This is a genomic window from Phocaeicola coprophilus DSM 18228 = JCM 13818, assembly GCF_000157915.1.
Lineage (GTDB): Bacteria > Bacteroidota > Bacteroidia > Bacteroidales > Bacteroidaceae > Phocaeicola > Phocaeicola coprophilus.
Genome location: NZ_EQ973638.1, coordinates 49938 through 71912, shown reverse-complemented (window position 1 = coordinate 71912; position 21975 = coordinate 49938). Strand labels below are relative to the sequence as shown.

Below are 21975 nucleotides of genomic sequence, written 5' to 3'. Positions count from 1 at the left end.
CCACTTTACCGGAAGCTTACGAACAAATACAGTTCAGGCCCTCTTCCCAAAAAAGTTTCGGAGAAGAAGGCCTGATCAATATATATATTGATCGTCTGTTTTTGATGATAATTTATAATGTTTTGCAGAGATCCATTGCGGCCCCCATAGCTATGTCCATATTGTAATATTCCCAGTTAGCAAAACGGCCAGTAAAAAAGAAGTTAAATTGTTTCATATAACTTTTTAAATCTTGAATTATTTTTCTTGTATCCTTATTTTGAATAGGATAGGTATATTTATTATAGCAATGGGTAATATATTGGGGATTTAATGGCATTTTTTTGAGATTTTCTTTTATATCTTCTTCATTGATATAATCTGTAAATTCGATAGTTGCAGTCATTATTCCTTCAGCATTATTACTTTCCGCAAAATTCCCGGTACAGATGATACGATGTGATTCATGTTGTTTACTGGGTTGATATATCCAGCTATATGGATTGCTGTCTATTTTGCAAAAAACTGAAGTTGTACCATGGTATTCCAACTTTTCAATATCTTCTTTGTACTTCTGGAGATTCAAACCTGTTACAAATGTAGGGAGATCTTTGATGTTGCCACAGAAAATGACATAATCAAATATCATTTTATTTATATTCCATTTATTATCAATGTATTCGATAGAATTAATAGGAGTATTGTACTTGATATTTAATCCTTCAGCTAATTTATCTGCCAAAAATTGTGATCCGTTTTTTTTCTCATACCAAAATGTTGAATGTACGAAGGCCTTTTCTTCTACGTGGTTAATATTATTGTAAATCATTTCGGTAACAGTCGGCATAGGGAGCTTTCCTTCAAGCCAGGAAAGAGGTACGCTGTTAAGATCTTTTCTCCAGATTTTTTCATTATAAGGTTTAAAGTATAATCTATATAGGGTTTCTCCAAACCTTTGCTTTAAAAAGTCCCCAAAATTTTGTGGAGAGTTATTAGTCTTTTGTGAGATTTTAATTAAATCATCTATAAATTCCTTTTGAATCTTCTCATCAAAAAAGTACATATGATTTTCAATAGGGTAAGGAATTTTTAAGCCATTTTCCATAAAGACGATAGAATTTCGATTGGCTTTCGAGAATTCTACATCTCTATTAAAGATACTCCAGAACCATTCTAAAACATCTTGCCTTTTTGAGTTGAAAATGTGACCGCCACAGATATGAAATAATGATCCGTTAATTCTTTTGCAACGAATTAGACCACCTGGTTGTGATTCTTTTTCAAAAATTGTTGTTGAATATCCTTTTTTTGCAAGCATGTGTGCTACAGTTAATCCAGATACGCCTGCACCGATAATTGCGACTTGTTTCATATTTATTTCCATTTAGATAGTTTCACAGGGTGATGATAAAGTTGTCCTGAAGGGAACTTACTAAGTAATTCTGTTAATTCGTAATTGTACTTTTGACATTCTTTTTCAATCTCATCACCCCAAAACGGAGTGCCTTTTAAGATTGTATCTTTTTCTGTTTTTATTTTAGGTGCTGCTAGGACAAGAGCTGTTGGTATAGCAATTTCAACAAATAGATTGGTTGCGGCGAAAGCACCGCAATATTGACAAAATTTAGGCATTATGTCAGCAGTTGTTATGAAGAAGTCTGAATAACTACCTACTAAAGGATATTCTAGTTTGTATTTTGAGAAAGGATGTTTTATTAGTTTGGCTAATATAGATTTTGATGTGTAATAGTAGCTTTCTTTAAAAAGGTCTTTAGTAAAATTTTTGAGAGCCTTTTTGTATGGTATTTCGAAAGAGTTTTTTAAATTATGTTTAATAAATAAATTTTGAGCTTCAATATAATTCGGCAATATTGATTTAATCTCAGCTCCATTATATTTAATGTATGGATTATATCCCATTGCTTCTCCTATACGTCTCCAGGTTTCTTTATTGTTATTCCCAAACTCAATAAACCCAGGAATAAATGATTCATTATTTTTTAATCCTATCTGCTCTAAAAAATTATTTTCATTTATGTTGGGGTTTATTATCATGTCATCTGCAGTAAAGATAAAATGAGTAAAGTTTTCATTCTTTATTTTTTCATAAGCTTGTGCTATATATCCAGAAAAAAACCAAGAACTCTCATATACAGTTATTACATTTTTTTTATTCCCGTCATAAAAAGGAATGATATGATAAATATTTGAGAACTTATTTTTTAATAAAGTTTCTATTCTCTCGATATTCTTGTCAAAACGATGATTATATACAATTATAAGTGCAACTTTCATATAGATTCTTAATTTATTTTGAGGGTATAAGAGCTATTTTTTCTCTTTTTTGTATAAAATATAATATAATTCTTTTCCAAATAAAGTCCATACAGAACTACTTATAAATCCTAAAAGCATTAGTCCTAAGATGATTAATTTTTTTGTTTGGACTAGATGGTCCTAAGGGAACAGTTGCAGGTTCCACGATGGCAAATACGGGTTTAGCTTCCTGTACTTTTGCGCGTGCTACTTGTAATTGAGTTTCTACCTGGCTGTAGATTTGGAAGGCTATGCTCATGTCATTTTGTAGGCGAGTTCCTTCTGCTTGCGTGCGTTGCAATACAACATTGCGATTTGCATCCATAAAGTTTGCGTATGCTTTCTGTGCTTTGTAATATTCTTCTTTGCGTTCTTTGCAGAGTTTTTCCAAATAGTTGCAGTCTTCTTGTGCTTTACGTGTACGGTAATCAATGATGTATTTTTGTAATTTAGCAACTGCACTGTCTGCTACTGTGGCGGCTACCTCAGGATCCTGAAAGGTGGCGGAAACGATTGTCATACCACTTTTTTTATCTTCGCTTGCAGATAAAGCTTCTTTTATAGCGTTAATTTTACTATTTTGTTCCCCTGTTAATCTAAATGGATCAATATCTTTGTTTTCATCTATTTTCTTCTCGGAAGAAAATAGAGAAATGATTCCACCGATAGTTTTTCCTGGTAAACCTAATACATAACTCCACCATGGTTTTTTTTGAGTTTCAATATATTCTGAGAGAAGTATTGCTCTTTTTGATTTTAGAGGAGTTACTTGTACATTATACATCTCTAGAATAAAAGGAGTTGATTTAATCAGATCTGGAAACATAGTGGAATTCACTGCGTCTTGGCTAGTTCCTCCAATACCTCCAATGCCGAGCATTGAAGCCATTCCTGCTAAGTTACTACTACTACCATTTTGGCCGGATTCAGGTGAAAGAGTAATATCTACTTTATATGTTTTCGGTAGACTAATAGCAATAATAATTCCTATAATGAATCCTACTCCAACAGCTTTTAAAATATATTTTCGGTTGTTTTGTAATTTTTGAATTAACTCAGTTAGATCTATTTCTTTTATATTATTCTTATCATTCATAATTGTAATTTATTTTCGGAGACACTTTTTATATATAAATGTTCGTAAAGAGTTAGGTACTAATCTTACTATAATTCTAATTCCTATGTTGTATAGGAGTATTGGCAATGATAGAAACCCCATTCTATAGAAGCTAAGTTGAGATTTTATATCATTAATTGCATATTTCCATCCTCCTCTACGTTTTATCATATCTTTAGAGAATCTGAAATAGAGTAGGCTTTCTTGTATATTATAGAATTTGGATCCATTCATAAGCATTTTTATCCATAATCGGTAATCCTCAGGAAATCCTTCATAACCTCCAACATTTAAGACTGCCTCTTTTTTGTACATAACAACAGGATGGTTTATAGGACATCTGTGTTTGGCATAGTATACTATTTCTGAATGGGTTTCAGGTAATTTTTTTGTGGATAAGATGTTAGTCGTATTCTCTTCAAATTCTTCTATCCATGAGCTACAAACATCTATTTCTGGATGTTCTTTGAATATTTGAATCTGTCTCTCAAAACGATTTGGCTTAGCTATATCATCGGTGTCCATTCTTGCAATTAAGTTATTGGTACAAGATTGTAGTCCCTTATTAAGTGCTTTGCCTAATCCTTGATTTTTTTCTAAGTTAACTATTTTAATGATAGGGTATTGGGATATGTAATCTTTGATGACTAGATTCAATTCCTCCGTTAAAGGACCATCTTTAACTAATACAACCTCATTCGGCAATAGATTTTGGTGAAAAATACTATCTATACATTCTTTAAATGCTATGACATTTTCTTTGTAATAGATAGATAATAGAACTGAGAATTTTAATGATTCCATATTCAGAATAGGGTTATTGTAATCCTTTAATTCTTCGGATAACTCTAACTATTTTATTGTGATTTTTGCGTCCCCCGAAGATATATAATATTCTATGGAGCATAATCTTAAGTTTATATTTTACTCCTTTCTTTAGCCATTTTCCATCAAAATGATGAATACAAAATGTTTCTTTAGTTATGCATATTTTACCTATATTGTAGTCCTTAGGGGAGAAATAATAAAATGGCTTAATAGGATAGTTGGGGAAGTATTTTTGTTTAATTTGATTTAACAATAAAGGTATTGGCTTTGTGTCAAAGGTTCCATTTGACTTAATAAAAGGTCTATTCTCATAATATTCTAAGCATGCTTTTAACCAAGTAGCTCCTTTTTCTGCTCCTAAAATGGCTGCTTCGATATCACCGCTTGCTTCTTCACCTATCAAAATCGGTTCGCTTAAAAGTGGAGTAAAACTTTTTATAACTTCGACATCAGCGTCTAAATATATTCCACCATAGTGGTATAAAGCATAACATCTTATGTAGTCAGCTGCAAATGCATATTTTTTGTTTTCAAAACTTTGCTTTAACCATAGTTTTGAATTGATGTCAATTTTATTAGTATCCCACAAGATAAATTCATAATCTGGTAGTGCTTTTTTCCATGATTCTATACATTGATTTACCAATGGTGGAAACGGGTCGTTGCTTAACCAACAATAGTGAATAATTTTAGGTATCATATTTTATTTATACTTTTTTCATATAGAAAAACTATTTCTTTCCAAGAATGGGGTATTGAGTTCTTTAAATAGTTTAAACTATTATTTTGGATAGATTTGAATAAGTTACAATCAGATTCTTCTAATATTTTAAAGATATCTTTACTTGCTGTTTCTTGTTCTGTAGGAATAAATATTTCTAATAATTCTTGAGTTGTAAAAATCCCTCTATAAGAAACAACTAACGAGCCATTTGATATTGCAGCAAGAAAGGACCCTCTTCTCTCTGATAGTCCGTCGGGAAAAGGAAGAAATGTAACTTTTGTGTTATTTAATTTTTCTGATACTTTAGCTGAATCTAAATTTAAATTTAAAGTTATAGGAATATTGTATTGTTGCAAAAGATCTTCAAAATATGATTTGAATTCTGGTAAAACTTGACCTATAATTGATATATGTATTTTTTGGGATTTATATAATTGTGATGCGATATTAAGAAAGTCCTCTAAACCTTTAAATGGTCGTAAATGACCAAAATAGGCTAAGTCAATATCTCTATCGTTCCATGACTTAATATTAGAAGCAGGCTCTATGTTTGAGATTATTTTAATTACGTCTGTTTTATTGGGATTGATTTTAAATCTCTTTATAGCATATTTCCTTTCATACTCATTAGTAAAGATAATTCTATTTGCAGTAAAGAAAAAGATTGTTGCCAATTTTGCTTTTGTAGAGCGTTGTGACAGTTCATGAAGAACTACTGTAAATTTTTTCTTTGTAAAAAAAGAGTAATAAAAGCACAATAATTGAGGAAGCAAACTCCATTTATATCCTTGAGTAGGATATTGCATAATAATATTATTACACTTATATTTATTAATTTCTTTAATTTTACGAACTAAAGTTGATATGTTCCATGAATTAGAATAATATAATTCCCATGAATCATTTGCATTGTCCATAAAACATTTAGTATAATCACCAACCCCGCATATATCAGGAGGGTAGGAACCTGTAATCATTAAAAAAGTTGTTTTCATTGTCTTTATCTTTGTAAATTACTCCAAAATGGAATATATGGAATATATAATTCGGGATATACATTTAAGGCATTACTCATTTGCAATATTCCGTAAATGCTAATGAGTATGCAAAATATAAGTTTTACTTTACCATTGGTATAAGAATACATTTTTCCTATTAATAGTATTTCTATAAAGGCCAAATACGCTGTTAACATTTGAAAAAATGATCCTATAAAAAAAAGATATCCTGCAAATCCAATAATGTATATGTTGTAGAGAAACTGGGTTAATTGGTCTATATGATTTTTTTTAATAATATATATATAGAAAGTTAGCAATATACTTCTTTTGGCAACAGCTAGAATTGTAGAAATAATAAGACTTCCTGTCCCATAAACTAAATGGTCTTCATTGTTTTCTGAATAAAACACCATTTTTTCAACAATAGGATTGTTGATGAAAAGCGCAAGGAAATTTCCTGCGACTTCAATGAAGCGTGCTGGAATCTGTAATATACCTATAATAAAGGAAATAAGAAGTATAATAATTGTTTGTTGTAATGAAAAAGCCTTTTTGGGTATATAATAGCTGAAAATAGTGGCTATCGCAGAGCGATGAAAAAGAAATGAAATTCCTAAATTTAAATATGATAGTTTTTTTCTTTGTATATATATATAATAGAAGAACCATAAAATGAAAACCATAGCCATCATTCTTCTATTGCTACCCATGAATTGTGCAATCATGAAGTTTGTGTAGAAGAATAATAGGGATAAATTGGGATATGGAGATATTTTTATAATTAACTTAGATAATAAAAAAATTGTAATACTACTATTACAAATTAAGAAAATGGTATAGTTTTCTGTAAATAATTTAATGAAGGCATTGAATAAAACATATCCTATATCAAAGTGATAAATATTAAAGAGAAAACTCCAATCTAATTGTAATGTATCAAACAAGTCTTTATATGGAGTCCAATCTGTACCTGTTTCCCATCTAACCCCAATGAATAATGCTAATATAGTTGAGGATATTATGAAAAAGTAGTTCTTATATTGAGAAGTTTGAATGGATGACTCTAATATAACATTACACCACAGGTAAAAGAAAAGGATTAAATAGATATATCCTTCAGTACATAAAATTTTTATAATTTCCACAGGAGCTGTTTAAAACTTTCTGATATTAGTATATATGAAAGTGATAAATAATTTTAATGAAAAAGGAAGTTGTATATATATTTTTTTTATTATAAATATTCCTTTAGGCTTTTGAGGAGATTTTTGACTAAGAATTGCGACTTTTTGAGTTAATGTTTTTTTTTCTTTGATTTTTATATTACTATTTTTATTTTTCAATAAGTGTATAATATAGCTATAACACGTATTGATAATATAGTTAGTAATAGTTTCTGAACTGAGCTGAGTTGTTGATAAATTTGTTATTAGACTAATATTATTGGTTATGATATTATATTCATCTAAATAATTTTTTAATATTTTATTTGTTGTTATAGATCCTTTTCTTGTTAGATAATTGTATGTATTTGTATAACAACAGGCCATGCTTTTGGATAGTAGAGCTAATCGAAAAGTAAAGTCCAAGTCTTCATGAAATGAGTTTTCTAGAAAGAATAGCTTATGCTCAATAATAAATTTGTGTGATATTAATTTATTGCATGCCATTTCATTCCATTTATGAAGAAGGTAATCAGAAATGATTGTTTCTTGTTTGTTTAGGTATTCTTTGGATAGTAAGGGGTATTCATATACTCGATAGCCCGTAGTTTTTATTCCACCTATAACAAAAGAAACGTTTGGATACTTAATGGCTTGTTGTATTAACTCGTAAATTGAGTTATTTGGGAGAGTGTCATCACTATCTAGAAAAAAAATATACTCACCTGTAGCCCTTTTTATACCAGTATTTCGAGCAGCTGAAAGTCCTTTATTCTGGTTATGATGTAATATTTTTATGCAAAACTCTCCGTTATAAGCAGATACAATTTTTTCAACAATCTCCATACTGTTATCAGTTCCACAGTCATCAATTATGATTATTTCAATATCCTTGTATGTTTGATTGAAAACAGATTGAAGGCATGCTTCAATATATGGAGCCACATTATATATAGGAATTATAATAGATACTTTCATTATTTCTTTATATAAGCCAGTAATATTTTTCCTAATTTCTCTCCTAAGTAAAAGTAAATTGTATAAACTAAGGATCCTCTTGTCCATTCATTTATATTCATCTCTCTTTTTAGGATACTAATTAAAGAGTATTTATGTACAAGAGCTGAATAATGAAATTTGTCATCATTAACTCGTACCCTTGTTAAAGGTTGTAGATCTACCCTATAAGGGTACTGTGCAAATCTACATAAATTATTATAGATGTAAATTTGTAATTCTTTATTGTATAAGAAAAGTTTGTTATTTATATAGTGCTTGATATAATTTTTTGCAATTTCTTGATGTAAATTACATAGTTCTTTTCCATAATTATATTCAGATTTTTCTTCATGAACTGGTATGATCATTCCATTTTTATTTTCGGTATATTTGATAGTTCTTGGGCTTCCAGTTGCACAAAAGTATTGTTCAATTACAGCATATAAACTATCTAAATATCTTAAAGAGTTATAGGTATTCTTGTAGCGTTCACTATAGAATGTAGAGTAATAATTACCCCCTTCTTGTATTGAAACTCTATCAGATGTCACTTCTAAATAATACCCTTTAACTTGAGAAAAACCGGCGTGGGACAATAGCTGGTTAATGATCTTATGGCATTTCCTTGATCCTCTAATATCACATATTGCACAATCATTTATATTTGAAGCGAGTCCAGTTTGCATAAAATATTTTATAACAAGTTCTTTTTGAGCTATGTATTCAGAAGCTATTTTATGCTTGAACGCTTTGTTTTTGTAAAGCTCAATTAGGAATTCTTTCCCTTCTTCTTCTGAATTGATTGTTTTACAACTGAGTTCATCTGATATGTATGGTGAGATATCAATATTAGTGCGGTCAACAAATACTTCTTTTAGTTTTTTCCCCGTTAAGTTTCCTAATATTATTTTAATATCATTGCATTCTGTAGATTTTGCTCCTGGGAAATAGAGAGCACTTCTAGAAGTATAAATATATTGTAAGTCAATATTGGGATAGTGAGGTTGGATTTGTTTTGCAATGAAATAAGGTAAAAATCCGTCTCTAGCTAAGAAGAAGAGGTGATTGATATTTGATTGTTTGGCATCTTCTAATATCTGATATACAAAGGATACAAGTAAAGGTATAGTAATGTTAGCTCCCAAATTTAGTTGTGGAGAAGGATCAAAAGATAAGCGTATTGCTTTTTGAATACCTGCTAATTGCTGATTTATGTAAATGCTGGGGAAGAAACTTTGTTTTAAAATAATCTGTTCGTATTTAGAAAATTCGTGTTTGATTAAATGTGCTTGGATGCCTTTTTTTTGGGTATTATGTAATCACTTTGTTTATTATCCCCCCAGTGATGCCATTGTTTAAAATTTATATTATTTTCTTGTGCAACAAAATCAAATAATTCTCCCGTTGATTTTGTTTTTCCAGAAACGCATGAAACGTATAGTTGGTCTCCATTTTTCCAAAAACCTTGTTCTATCAACACCTCCTTAAGAAATGTTTCTGGAAGATACATGTCGGATATATAGTATATTTTATGACCACTTTCGTGTAGCTTGTCAATTTGTTTTTTTATTGATTTTACACCTACTAGGACTTTTTCTTCTATGAGGATTTCTGCCCGAGCTATATCTTGATTGGTAGTGCTTGTTAGACCAGAAAAATCACAAGCATTATATATGTCATTAAGAGTTACTTCTGTGGCTTTCTTAGTTCTTGCAATTTTTTCTCCAGATATTCGAATATTTACAAAATCAGCTCTGACACTTTCAGAACTGTTTTCTCCCAAGATTTTGATAGCCAATAAGTCAAATACATTATGAGCAAATCCACATGACCTAATTAAACAAGTGTCAAATATGTCAAAAGAAAAGTGCATGAAATTATTGATAAAGTGTGATTGTTTTTGATTGCTTTTTTCGTAGATACCGCCATATATATCGCATAAAATTATATAGAGGAAGAGAGCCATATAAGAAGCAACTTAAAGCAATACGCCAATATAAGCTTTGTACTAATTCTTTGTTTTTCTTTAGTATGGATATATTTAAATTCTTATATGGATTGGTCCATTCTTTTTGTAAATTTCCTTTGCTTCTGAATATAAGTTGACAGAGATTCCTTAATCGTATAAAATCAACTTGTTGCTTATATTTCTCTAAGATTTTATTCTTTTCTAGAAAATTAATGAGATATGTTTCGCAAAAGATTATATTTTCAAGAGATTGTCTTGATAGAGATTGTGAATAGGAGTTACAATTATATTGTACGTAATGTAGAAAAGCATTGGGAATGTGAAAAACGCGTTTTGCATAATAAAATAATTGAAGTGCAATTAGAAAGTCTTCTCCATAATTAATTCCTTTGATATATTTTATATTATTCTGTGTATAAAGTTGCTTTTTTATTAATTTATTCCAATTATAACCTTTGATTTTGTCTTCTAAATTAGCTTTAAATATTTCTTCGTGAGTTGACGGTATTGTTTGAGAAATATAGTTTGCATGGTCTTTATATTGAAGCCAATAATCTGCAATAACGATATCTGCATCATTTGTTATAGCTGTATTATACATTTCTTCTAACATATTAATTTCACAGTAATCGTCACTATCTAAATGTATAATATAATCACCTTGGGCATATTTCATACCGGTTTCTCTAGCTGCAGCAAGTCCTTCGTTTTTTTCATGATTTATGATTTTAAATGATATGTTCCCATTATAATGCGATAAAATTTCTTTTATAATGTTTATGCTTTTATCTGGAGTTGCGTCATTTACAATTATACATTCTATATCTTCTGTCATAGTTTGATTAATGATAGATTCGATACAACGATATATATATTTTTCTACGTTATATACAGGTATAATTACAGAAATCTTCATCTCCTCCAAAATTTAGAAATTAACTTTGTTATGAATAATATGATTTTTTGTCCTAATAAAGAGGTCTTGTTATATCTTTCTACTAAATCGTTTGCTGGAATAAATTTTTGGTAGTCTATTAAAATACGTGTAGGAAACATTTGTTGAAAGGCTAATTGTCGTTCTTTTTCAAAAGATTTAGTATTACTAATACCTCCCATATCAAAGATACATATAATTGTTTGTATAGGTTTATATGTACAGCCATTTATAATTAAAGTTTGCATGAAAAAAGCCCAATCTGAGACTATTTTAAAATTTTCATTATAGGGGTTCTCAATTAAAAGATTTGTTTTAATAAATGAGGCCTGATGACTTAAACTTGCTATATGAAACCATTTAAATGAAATTTCTTTAGGCGGATACCAAAATTGTATCGGCTTTGTTTTGAGTTGGGTAATTCCTGTTATAATGTCTGCATTTTGAATTCCTGAGAAGACGTTACAAAGGACATTTTGGTCATGGAAACAATCACCTGAGTTCATAAAAATACAATATTCTCCATGAGCCTGTATAACCCCTTTATTCATTGCGTTGTAAATCCCTTTATCTGGTTCACTAACCCAATAGTTTATTTTGTTTGCATATTTTTTTATGATATCAACACTTTCATCAGAGGAGCCACCATCTATAATTATGTATTCTAATTTTGAATAAGTTTGAGAGATAACGCTTTTAATGGTTTCTTCTAGCCCATTTTTATTATTATAATTAATAGTAATAACTGATATCAACTGTTGTTTCATGGCTTTATATATTTATTAATAAAGGGAATCCGTTGAAGTAGACTTTTTACTCCAGGGCATAGTAAATATAGACCATATATATATATGATGCTAAATAATGGTATTGTGATTGTAGCATATAAAATCCAATCAATAAAGCTAGATTTTGGATTAATTGGTAGTATTGTTGTAAATATATGAATAATTAAAAATGATACAATGAAGACTATTAGATATTTTAAGACGCCTTTCCAATAAATAGATATTTTTTCATGTAATCCGACTTTGAAAAGATAGATTGGTTTCCAAAGTACGATAATAAAAAATAGACTAACTATTTTCCCTAATAAGATGCCAATAATTCCCCAATGTAATGCTGCAATTATAGTTACAATGATATTAATACTACCTTCTGTCCATGCGGCCCATGTGTCCGCAAAAAGACCATATGCACCATTAAACATGTCAACTGTTTTTCTTGTTTCCATAATGAAAATATTAATAAGGAGAAGTATTAATATCGTATGTTCTAAGATATACTCTTCTCCTAGCCATAGAAAAATAAAAGGCTCTAGAAGGTGGTATAAAGCAAATACTAAAAAGCTTGCAATGAAAGAGTTTATGCAATATACTTCCCAGAAAATTTTCATTATTTTGTTTTTATCTCCTTCTGCTACAAGATTTCCTATACTTGCAGAAAAACCATCTATAGCAGTCAGAAAAATCTGAGAAATTTTTGCTGTAATTAAGGTATAATTTCCATAATATGCAACCATCTTTAATGAGACAAAAGCAAAAATTAAAATCTGATCACTTTGAGATAATAGAAAATCTTTAAATTTGTGAATGAATATTTGTTTTGTATGAGTTATAATTTGCATATTCTTGGGATAGGCTTCTTTTCCTCTAGAAATGGAAACCTTTAACCAAGTATATTCCTTGTTTATTTTCCAATTTAATAATACACATGAAAGAGTTGCAGCTATTATCTCTAACGCAATCCATAAATAATAATTTTGGAGAGTATATGCTATAATAATCTGGATGATAGTTTTTAAAAGAAGCGCACTTTGTAGATATTTCGTAACTAAATAGTTTTTTTGATCAGCAGTTAATAGAATTTGTTTATAGTTAATGAAATAACTACATAAAGAAGAGAATAAAATAGAGAAAAAGGCAAAATAGATAATTCCTATTGGAATTATTGTTTCTTTAAAGATAAAAGGGAGAAATCCACTTATGATAAGGGCTGCTATAAATATAAATATTCCAATTTTTTTATAGAGGAATCCCAAAACAGATATAATGTCATTTATTTTTTCTGTGTCTTTTTCTTGGAGAGGCTTGAATAAATTATAAGCAACTGCTGTACCTATTCCCATTTCAGCTAAACTAAGAAAACCTAAAATATTTACTAAAGTACCAGAAAGTCCAATGAAATCAGCTCCAAGATTTTCTAAAAATATTTTTCTAGAGAAAAAAGATAGTCCTAATGATAGGAAATAGAATATAAGATTAACTCTAGCATTTAATATACTTTTTTTTACACGCGATTCTGTCATGTTTGATAAAAATCTAGTTCCTATCGTTATTTATTCATTCTATTTTTTATCACTACATCAAACCACAAATTTAGCCCCGTCCATACAACAACATCAATTACAAACACCAATGTATTATTCCATCCGGAATGAACAGTAACCAAAGTAAATGCACAAAGACTGGCAGACATGAGTTGAATAGTGATTAATGCCTGGCGTGGGGAAAATCCCATATCCAGGAATTTATGATGGATATGAGTCTTGTCGGGCAGGAAAAGAGCCTTCCCATTACGTGCCCGGCGAAGTACGACACGCACCACATCTAGAGAAGGAACGAGCAGGACACTAAAGGAAACGAGCAGGGGAGAACCCAAAATTTCTTCAGTGGGAATGCTTCCGGTATACATGCTATATTTGATGACGAAGAAGCTGAGAATGTATCCCAGTGTCAGACTTCCGGTGTCGCCCATAAAGATCTTGCGTCCGCGGTCGGCATTGCCGAATACATTGTAGGAAAAGAAGGGGATCAGAATGCCTACACAGACAAAGGCCAGCAGGGCATAGATCCATTGCTGGTTGTGAATGAAGATGACTCCCAGAATGGTAAGGGCAACCATACTCAGGCTGGAGGCAAGTCCGTCGATGCCGTCAATCAGGTTGATAGCATTGGTAATGAATACCGCCAGCAGCATGGTCAGGGGGATTCCTACAAAGGTGGGAATCTCGTAAATCCCGAAAAGTCCGTAGAAATTGTTGATATAGAGTCCTGCTAGCGGAAAGAATGCGGCAGAGATGATCTGCACAAAGAATTTTTTGCGGTATCTCACTCCCATAAGATCATCAGCAATGCCGACGACATACAGCAGGGTGAGCCCGGCAATAAGGAAGAGCAGTTCGGTCACCATGGTCACGGTAAACTGCGGATCGGGAAGATATCCTAGCAAGATACGCAGGGCAGTGAAAAAGCAGGTGGTGCAGAGGATGACGGGAAAGAACGTGACTCCTCCCAGTCTTGGGATGGGCCGTTTGTGGATCTTCCGGGCATCGGGCGCATCGAAGAGCCGTTTGCGCAGAGAGATAATCAGAATGTTTGGAATAATGATCCGTCCGAGAACGATTGCAGTAATGAAGGCTGCAATTATTAAATACATGTTCGCCATGTGAAGTATAGTTTTGGGTACGCTTCGCGGTTACCTGTCCCATTCAGAAAAGAAAGGTAATCGCGAATTTGAATAGTATTTACTTGCAAATGTAGGCTTTATTTTCGAGACAACAAAGCGGAATGTGGCCAAAATACGCCTCTGCGAGGGATTTTCTTCTCAATGCAGAGGAAGGGAAAATACTGCACGGAAAAGTAACAAAAAAAATCCCCGGGGAGATAACCTGTTCATTATCACCCCGGGGAGAGTATCATTTCCGGAAAATCCGCTTACTTGACAATATTGGCTATTGATGCAACCATTGTCGCTAAGGAGGCAAAGGAAGTGGCATAGCCCAGAACATTGCCCAGACTGTTCTTGCGCTGCTTATTCGGAACTACAATCTCGCAGCCGGGCTCGATCTGCTTCTTGCCGCTGCCTTTCACTTCAGCCACCTGGCCGTTCATGTAGATGATGAACTTCTTGCTCTTCTTGGCATTGCTGGAGTAGCCTCCGGCCTGGCTGAGGTAGTATTTTACGTTCTTGCCGTCAATATAGGATACAGTGTTCGGCATCATGACGGCTCCGTTGATCTTCACGGTGTTGTTGAACTCCGGTACGGTAATGATGTCGCCTTCTCTCAGGACAATATCGGCATTGCTTCCGGGTTTGGCCAGAGCTGCTTCCAGGTCGATTCCGACGGTGAAGATACTGTCGAGTTCCAGCTTGAGTGAATCGGTCATGCCGGTTCCCAGTTCCTTCTGCATCATCTTCAGGACATCTTCCATGCGTTTCTTTTCTTCCTCGTTGGCGATACGGGTCAGCTTCGCACCGCGGACGTAACCGAACTGGGTTACACCACCGGCTTTCTTGATTACGTCGGTCAGGCGTTCATTCTTGCTGGTCAGGGTGTACTGGCCGGAGTAGAGGACTTCGCCCTTGACGGTTACATTGGCCTGTTCGCTGTAACCCGGACTGCGGCGTACGAATACCTGGTCGTATGGCTGGAGAACAAATCCGGCCTCACCGTCAACCACAAAGCCGTCTTTCAAGGCAAACGAGAAGGTTTCTCCGATAGTCTGGGCCTCGGTGGTGCTCTTCGGGTCGCGGATACGGCGGGATACGTCTACGCGTACAAGGGAGGCTGATTCCTTCAGACCGCCTGCAGTGATGACGATGTCTTCAAGCGTCATATTGTCCGCATAGGGGTATTCTCCCGGCAGGGTGACTTCTCCATAAATGCGGATGCTTCCCAGGTCTTTCAGGTCGTGGATACTGGGGATATAGAGTACATCGTTGTTGCGCAGGGCAATGTCGGGGCTGCTGCCTGCCAGAATGCCCTTGATATCCACGGAAAGCACTTCGCTGGTGAGGTTCTCGCGCTGGCGGTAGAGAACGGCGCGGTTGGTAAAGGCGTCGCCCAGCAGACCGTCGGCTTTTTCAACCAGCTGCTTGACGGTGTTCAGTGAACCGCTCAGTTCATAAATACCCGGGCGATAGACGGCTCCTTTCACTTCCAGACGGTTGGTGAAACGTTCCAGGATGGGATCGGCTGTCACTTCATCGCCGTCGTACATCTGGAAACGGGTGAAGTCTTTGGCATCTACCGTAGCTACAGAGTATTCGCGGCCTGCCTGACGGATGACGCGCAGGCTGTTCTTGTAGCCGTCTGCGGCAAAGTTTCCGGCGTATTTAAGCAGGGTTGCGATGGATTCGTCGGATTTCATTTCGTAGCGCATCGGGCGTTTTACCTTGCCGGTGATCTTGACGATGGCTTCATACGGGGGAACGATGATGACATCTCCTTCCTGCAGGCGGATGTCGTCCTGGATCTTTCCTTGCATGATGAATTCGTAGACATCAACCGTAGCGACGTTCTTTCCGTTGCGTGCAACGTGGATGTTACGCAAACTACCGATATCGCTGACTCCGCCGGCGCTGTAAAGGGCGTGGAATACCGTCGCAAAAGAGGACAGCGTATAGGTTCCGGGGCGCAGCACTTCACCCATCACATTGATCTGGATGGTGCGGGCATTGCCGAGGGAAACCTGGATATTGTTGCCGGAGTCTGCATAAATTTTGCTGAGTTCCTGTTTCAGGACAGTCTTCGCTTCGGACACGCTCATGCCGTTCAGCAAGACAAGGCCCAGATCGGGGATATTGATGTAGCCGTCCGGAGAAATGGTTTCGCGGATGGTGTTCTGGCTGGCTCCCCAGATGTCGATGATCACTTCATCACCCGGACCGAGACGGTAGTCGGGAGGAGTGGCCACGTTCATATTGGGTTCGAAGGTCAGATTTTCGGTGTTGAAGATGTCACGGCCGAATACCTGGTCTTCGGGATCATAGTCGTAAAGAGGAGTCAGTGAAAGTGAATCGCTCAGAAGGGATACTACCCGGTTCTGGTTGGTATTCTTGCTGTATTCCATGGAGTAGGGGTTGTTGGACTGGTCACGCTGGGAGAACTCGTTCTTCTTGCGTTCTTCTTCCATTTTCTTACGCTGACGGTATTCCTGCTCCATCTGTTCGCGGCGCTCCTGCTGCAGTTCGGAGTTACGGTTAGTATTCTTGCGGTAACCGTTCTGGTAATAATAATCGCTTTCTCCGGAGGAAGACTGTCTCATGCGGTCCTGTGAAGTGGAACTGCTGGTGCCCAGGGTTCCTTTGGACTGTTGCTGATACATTTCCTGTACTCGGCGTGCCTGTTCTTCGGTAACGCCCCGGCGTGCCAACTCCATGGCGATCTGCTTCTGGTCTTTTCCCTGCTGCATTCCCTGTTTGACATACTCCAGTACCTGGCTGTCACTCATGGTCTGTGCCGCTGCGGGGAGAGCTCCCAGCAGGAAAAGGCAGAATGCGAGTCTTGCGAATCGTTTCTTCATAAAGAGTTATCTTTAGTTTGGTTTGTTTTGTTTTTGTCTTTCCAACTTGGTAAACTTCCTGCAAAGGTAGGCTTTTTTGTTGGATTTTCAGAGTTTGAAATCCGAAAAAAAGCAAAATGCGGTAAAGGAAGAAAAGGAATTGCATGACAGGCCGGAAAAGGTTACATCCAAAGCTGGAAATGAAGGGGGAGCAAAGTAGATGAAAATGATATGGTTTTGTGAAATAGTGTTAAATATAGGCGATTTTCTGTGTAATTATTATGTTACATAACATAAAAACCATACCTTTGCATCGTGTTTTTCATGGTATTAGATTTAAGGTTAATGAAGATTGGGAGTCTGGGAAGATTCCCTCTTTTTTTTGCCCGTACGTGAAGGGGAAATTTCTTCGCGTACGATGGAGCTGAATCGTACAGTCGATGGGGTAATTTTTTGCGGTCGATTTGCCCGCATTGTATATACGTTGCGGCCCGATCGTGCAGTCAAATTTTCAGATCATGTGATTTGCTTTTAGCCATTTTCTGCCTGAAGGGGTAAGGCAATAAATGAGAAAAATTACACATGGTAATCCGATAGCTGATAGAACAAATATAGCTTCCATTTATTTCTCCTCCTTTTTTTTATTTGTTAATATTAAACCACTTAATAAGGTAGATAGTGCAACTAACAACCCGAGACAATATATAGGGAATGAGCGGTAAGCGGGACTCGAACCCGTGACCCTCGGCTTGGGAAGCCGATGCTCTACCAACTGAGCTACTACCGCAAGGATTTTTTAAGCATGACAAAAGTAGGCTTTATTGTGGAACTGAGCAACAATAAAGCCTGCTTTTTTTCATCAATAATCGATTTTGTCCAGAATCCCCTGCAAACAGGCGATGGTCACTCCGTAGTTGGTCATGGGCACCTGCTGCTTCCGGGCTGCTTCGATGCGGTTCAATACATATTTGCGGTTGAACATGCAGGCTCCGCAGTGGATAATCAGATCGTAGGGAGTCAGATCTTCCGGAAAGTCGGTTCCCGAAACCATATCGATTTGTATTCCCTGTCCGAAGCGTTTCCTCAGCATATTGGGTATTTTTACACGCCCGATATCTTCGGAAAGTGGGGCATGGGTGCAGGCTTCGGCAATCAGGATGCGGGATTTTTCCGTCAGGGCGGAAAGGGCTCTGGCTCCCTGGATGTAGTAATCAATATCTCCCTTGTATTGGGCAAAGAGAACGGAGAAGGAAGTCAGCCGGCTGGTTTCCGGTTTTTGGGTATAGACTGTTCCGAAGACCTGAGAATCGGTGATGATCAGTTTGGGCGGCCGGGCCAGTGCTTCAAGCATCTGGGGCAATTTGTCGGTCGTACAGCTCATGACCAGACATTTCCGGTCGAGCAGTTCGCGCAGGGTCTGTACCTGGGGGAGGATCAGGCGGCCTTTGGGGGCCTGAATGTCCTGAGGCATGACGAGAAGCACGGTGTCTCCTTCGCTGACCAGATGGCCGACAATGCCTTTCTCCATACTGGCATCCGGCAGTTTGTGGACCAGTGTGCGGAGAATGTCATCCATGCCCTGCCGGTTCAGGGCACTGGCAATGAGGGGAACCTGTCCGCATTTCTTTTCGATGGCACGGGCGGTTGCCAGGGGATCTTCCAGCTTGTCAGCCTGATTCAGCACCCAGATGGTCGGGATATTCTTTTCTTTCAGCTGGCCGGCCCATTCCATTTCGGGCCCGATTTGTTCATCCCGGCATACCAGCAGGGCAATATCAGTCCGTTCCATAGCCTTGAGAGTCTGACGGATGCGCAGTGCTCCCAGGTCTCCTTCATCGTCCAGCCCGGCTGTGTCAATGAAAACACAGGGACCCAGTCCATGGATTTCCATGGGTTTGTAGACGGGATCGGTGGTGGTACCGGCCACCTCGGAGACCAGAGCGGTTTCCTGTCCGGTCAGGGCATTGATCAGGGAAGACTTTCCGCTGTTGCGCTTTCCGAACAGACCGATATGGATCCGATTGGCACGGGGGGTATCTTGTAATGTATTCATATGGCGACGGATGAATGGTTAAAAACGGAAATCTCTTCCTCCCCGGGCAATACGTTCCAGGTTTTCCAGTGCACGTTTGCGGATGGCCGGATTGGGGATCTGTTCCATCTGCCGGCGGATCATTTCGGTGCCCAGTGCGCGGGTTTCGGGAGAGGCATAGTCTTCCAGGTATTCCTGCAGGGTCATCAGTGCATTGGGAGCGCAGCAGTTGGCGATCTGTCCGGTCTTGACGAGCGACATGAAGCGGTCGCCGGTACGTCCTTCCCGGTAGCAGGCGGTACAGAAGCTGGGTATGTAGCCCAGTTTCAGCAGCCAGGCAACAATTTCGTCCAGAGTACGGGTGTCGCTCAGGTCGAACTGGGCAGAGTTCTCTTCCGGCAGTTCTTCTTCTGCGTAGCCTCCCACGCTGGTACGTGAGCCTCCGCTGATTTGTGAAATACCCAGGGCCAGCACCTTTTCGCGGGAACGCTGGGATTCACGGGTGGAGATGATCATTCCGGTATAGGGCACACTGATACGGATAACAGCCACGATCTTCTGGAAGGTCTCGTCGGAGATGGCATTTTCAAAATCGGCCTTGTCTATGTCGTCGGCTGAGCAGATACGGGGTACACTGATGGTGTGCGGTCCTACACCAAAGGTGGCTTCCAGGTGTTCGGCATGCATGAGCAGGCCTACCAGATCGTAACGGTAGGTATTCAGGCCGAACAGGACACCGATTCCTACATCATCGATGCCTCCCTGCATGGCACGGTCCATGGCTTCCGTATGATAGGCATAGTTGCTCTTGGGGCCTCTGGGATGCAGCTTTTCGTAGTTTTCCTTGTGATAGGTTTCCTGGAAAAGAATATATGTACCGATACCGGCTTCCTTCAGGCGGCGGTAGTTCTCCACGGTAGTGGCTGCGATATTGACGTTTACCCGGCGGATGGCACCATTCTTGTGCTTGATGCTGTAGATGGTCTGAATGGACTCCAGAATGTACTCGATCGGGTTGTGCAGAGGGTCTTCGCCGGCTTCCAGAGCCAGACGTTTGTGTCCCATGTCCTGCAGGGCAATCACTTCACGGCGAATTTCTTCCTGAGTCAGCTTCTTGCGGGCAATGGTTTTGTTCTTAATGTGATAAGGGCAGTATGTACAGCTGTTTACGCAATAGTTGGACAGGTAGAGGGGAGCGAACATGACAATGCGGTTGCCATAGAAACGCTGTTTGATTTCCCGGGCGAGCGCATAGATCTCTTCCAGGAGCTGCGGGTCTTCGCATTCCAGCAGTACGGCTGCCTCCCGGTGGTTCAGGCCCTTGCAGGCACGTGCCTTTTCGATGAGGGAACGGACCAGGGCAGTATCATTGCGGTGTGCCTGTGCATACGCTAATGTATCCAGAATTTCATCGTGGCAGATGAATTCTTCGGCTTTTGGTGAATCTACTTTATAGTTACCCATGATATTCTGATTTTTCAATCGTTGTATTATTTATAATCTCCCCGGCTCTTGTCGATGACATAGCCGATGGATTTCAGACGCTGATCCAGCAGGGCGAGTCCTTCGGCTGCTTCGGCTCCCATGGAAGCCTTGTTGTCATAAAGGGCATATTTGCTTCGTTCGCCGCTGGGAGACAGATTCGGCATGACTACGTTGGCTCCTGCCAGAATGCCTCGTTCTCTTCCGTTGGGGGCCAGAGTGGCCAGTGCCGTGGTAGAAGGGATCAGAGCACGGGGATGCATCAGGCGGAAGATGGAAAGCAGCAGCAGAGTCTGTTCCATGTTTCCCGCGGACAGGCGGCGAATGGCGTGTCGTGATGGGGAAGGAAGGGACCGATTCCGATCATCTGCGGACGGAACTCTCCGATAAAGAGGATATCTTCTACCAGATGCTCCAGAGTCTGTCCGGGACTGCCCACCATGATTCCGGTTCCCGTCTGGAAACCGATACGTTTCAGATCGTTCAGGCAGCGAAGCCGGTTGGCAAGCGACATACCCGCAGGATGCAGCCGGGCGTAATGGGCGGCGTTGTGGGTTTCATGGCGCAGGAGATAGCGGTTGGCTCCGGCCCGGAAGAAGCGTTCATAGGATCCGGTGGGGCGTTCTCCCAGTGAGAGAGTGATGGCTGTGTCGGGCCAGCTGTTCCGGATGGCTGAGATAAGGGATTCGGCCCGCTCATCGGTCAGCCAGGTGTCTTCTCCTCCTTGCAGGACAAAAGTGCGGAATCCCAGTTCATATCCTTCCCGGCAACAGGCCAGAATGGTTTCCTGACTGAGACGGTAACGCTCAATGTTCCGGTTGCTGCGACGGATGCCGCAATAGAGGCAGTCGTTGTGGCAGCAATTGCCGACTTCAATCAGTCCGCGGATAAAGATCCGGTTGCCGAAATGACGGAAAGTGACCTCTCTGGCTTTTTCATTGATAAAGGCCAGATCGTCTGCCGTGCATTTGCTCAGCAGGGTATATAAATCACCGGGAGGTAGTGTGCCCTCCCGGTATAGTTGTTCGATCAGCGATTTCATTGGAAAAAGGGCTTACTGGTTGCCTTCCTCGTTTCCTTCGTGATAGTTTTCGTATTTCAATGTACGTTTCAGCAGGTCCTGATTCAGCTGACGACGGCCGGG

The 21975-nt window shown here is 38.0% G+C and carries 17 protein-coding genes, 1 tRNA gene and 1 pseudogene; all 19 read right to left on the bottom strand.

Annotated features, from left to right (window positions below; genetic code table 11):
• Positions 1 to 112 precede the first annotated feature (112 nt).
• Positions 113 to 1351, bottom strand: coding sequence for a protoporphyrinogen/coproporphyrinogen oxidase (locus tag BACCOPRO_RS07525; RefSeq protein WP_040311324.1), 1239 nt, complete (start codon positions 1349 to 1351; stop codon positions 113 to 115).
• A gap of 2 nt (positions 1352 to 1353) precedes the next feature.
• A complete protein-coding gene (locus BACCOPRO_RS07520) occupies positions 1354 to 2274 on the bottom strand; it encodes a hypothetical protein (RefSeq protein WP_008142398.1) in 921 nt (306 codons plus the stop codon).
• A 97-nt stretch (positions 2275 to 2371) separates the two neighbouring features.
• The gene (locus BACCOPRO_RS07515; protein WP_008142396.1) at positions 2372 to 3391 is read right to left on the bottom strand and encodes a Wzz/FepE/Etk N-terminal domain-containing protein; all 1020 of its coding nucleotides are present in this window, start codon (positions 3389 to 3391) and stop codon (positions 2372 to 2374) included.
• A 9-nt stretch (positions 3392 to 3400) separates the two neighbouring features.
• Entirely contained in the window at positions 3401 to 4216 is an 816-nt protein-coding gene (locus tag BACCOPRO_RS07510; protein ID WP_008142395.1) for a glycosyltransferase, read from the bottom strand.
• A 13-nt stretch (positions 4217 to 4229) separates the two neighbouring features.
• Positions 4230 to 4940 carry a glycosyltransferase family 32 protein gene (locus tag BACCOPRO_RS07505; RefSeq protein ID WP_008142393.1) on the bottom strand — a complete coding sequence of 237 codons (711 nt, stop codon included), beginning with the start codon at positions 4938 to 4940 and terminating at the stop codon, positions 4230 to 4232.
• Entirely contained in the window at positions 4937 to 5959 is a 1023-nt protein-coding gene (locus BACCOPRO_RS07500) for a glycosyltransferase family protein (protein WP_008142391.1), read from the bottom strand. Before BACCOPRO_RS07500 ends, BACCOPRO_RS07505 begins: the two co-directional genes overlap by 4 nt.
• Before the next feature lie 5 nt (positions 5960 to 5964).
• Complete coding sequence (locus BACCOPRO_RS07495; RefSeq protein ID WP_008142389.1) at positions 5965 to 7110, bottom strand: EpsG family protein; 1146 nt, start codon at positions 7108 to 7110, stop codon at positions 5965 to 5967.
• Between the two features lie 9 nt (positions 7111 to 7119).
• Complete coding sequence (locus tag BACCOPRO_RS17215) at positions 7120 to 8106, bottom strand: glycosyltransferase family 2 protein (protein ID WP_008142388.1); 987 nt, start codon at positions 8104 to 8106, stop codon at positions 7120 to 7122.
• Positions 8106 to 9272 (bottom strand): hypothetical protein, encoded by a 1167-nt coding sequence (locus BACCOPRO_RS17210; protein ID WP_008142387.1) that lies wholly within the window; start codon positions 9270 to 9272, stop codon positions 8106 to 8108. The genes BACCOPRO_RS17215 and BACCOPRO_RS17210 overlap by 1 nt, the downstream gene beginning before the upstream one ends.
• Positions 9273 to 9406: 134 nt before the next feature.
• A complete protein-coding gene (locus BACCOPRO_RS17205) occupies positions 9407 to 10000 on the bottom strand; it encodes a hypothetical protein (RefSeq protein WP_008142386.1) in 594 nt (197 codons plus the stop codon).
• 4 nt (positions 10001 to 10004) lie between these two features.
• The gene (locus tag BACCOPRO_RS07480; RefSeq protein WP_008142385.1) at positions 10005 to 11012 is read right to left on the bottom strand and encodes a glycosyltransferase family 2 protein; all 1008 of its coding nucleotides are present in this window, start codon (positions 11010 to 11012) and stop codon (positions 10005 to 10007) included.
• Positions 11009 to 11797 carry a glycosyltransferase family 2 protein gene (locus BACCOPRO_RS07475; RefSeq protein ID WP_008142383.1) on the bottom strand — a complete coding sequence of 263 codons (789 nt, stop codon included), beginning with the start codon at positions 11795 to 11797 and terminating at the stop codon, positions 11009 to 11011. Before BACCOPRO_RS07475 ends, BACCOPRO_RS07480 begins: the two co-directional genes overlap by 4 nt.
• Positions 11794 to 13338, bottom strand: a complete 1545-nt coding sequence (locus tag BACCOPRO_RS07470) for a lipopolysaccharide biosynthesis protein (RefSeq protein WP_008142381.1) — start codon at positions 13336 to 13338, stop codon at positions 11794 to 11796. Before BACCOPRO_RS07470 ends, BACCOPRO_RS07475 begins: the two co-directional genes overlap by 4 nt.
• Before the next feature lie 26 nt (positions 13339 to 13364).
• The gene (locus BACCOPRO_RS07465; RefSeq protein ID WP_008142379.1) at positions 13365 to 14477 is read right to left on the bottom strand and encodes an MraY family glycosyltransferase; all 1113 of its coding nucleotides are present in this window, start codon (positions 14475 to 14477) and stop codon (positions 13365 to 13367) included.
• Between the two features lie 269 nt (positions 14478 to 14746).
• The gene (locus BACCOPRO_RS07460; protein ID WP_040311306.1) at positions 14747 to 17338 is read right to left on the bottom strand and encodes an SLBB domain-containing protein; all 2592 of its coding nucleotides are present in this window, start codon (positions 17336 to 17338) and stop codon (positions 14747 to 14749) included.
• Between the two features lie 693 nt (positions 17339 to 18031).
• A tRNA-Gly gene (locus tag BACCOPRO_RS07455) sits at positions 18032 to 18104 on the bottom strand.
• A gap of 72 nt (positions 18105 to 18176) precedes the next feature.
• On the bottom strand, positions 18177 to 19370 hold the full coding sequence (gene hydF, locus BACCOPRO_RS07450) for a [FeFe] hydrogenase H-cluster maturation GTPase HydF (protein ID WP_008142373.1): 1194 nt from the start codon (positions 19368 to 19370) through the stop codon (positions 18177 to 18179).
• A gap of 18 nt (positions 19371 to 19388) precedes the next feature.
• A complete protein-coding gene (gene hydG, locus BACCOPRO_RS07445) occupies positions 19389 to 20813 on the bottom strand; it encodes a [FeFe] hydrogenase H-cluster radical SAM maturase HydG (protein ID WP_008142372.1) in 1425 nt (474 codons plus the stop codon).
• Between the two features lie 26 nt (positions 20814 to 20839).
• Positions 20840 to 21873, bottom strand: a pseudogene (gene hydE, locus BACCOPRO_RS07440) ([FeFe] hydrogenase H-cluster radical SAM maturase HydE).
• Between the last annotated feature and the right edge of the window lie 102 nt (positions 21874 to 21975).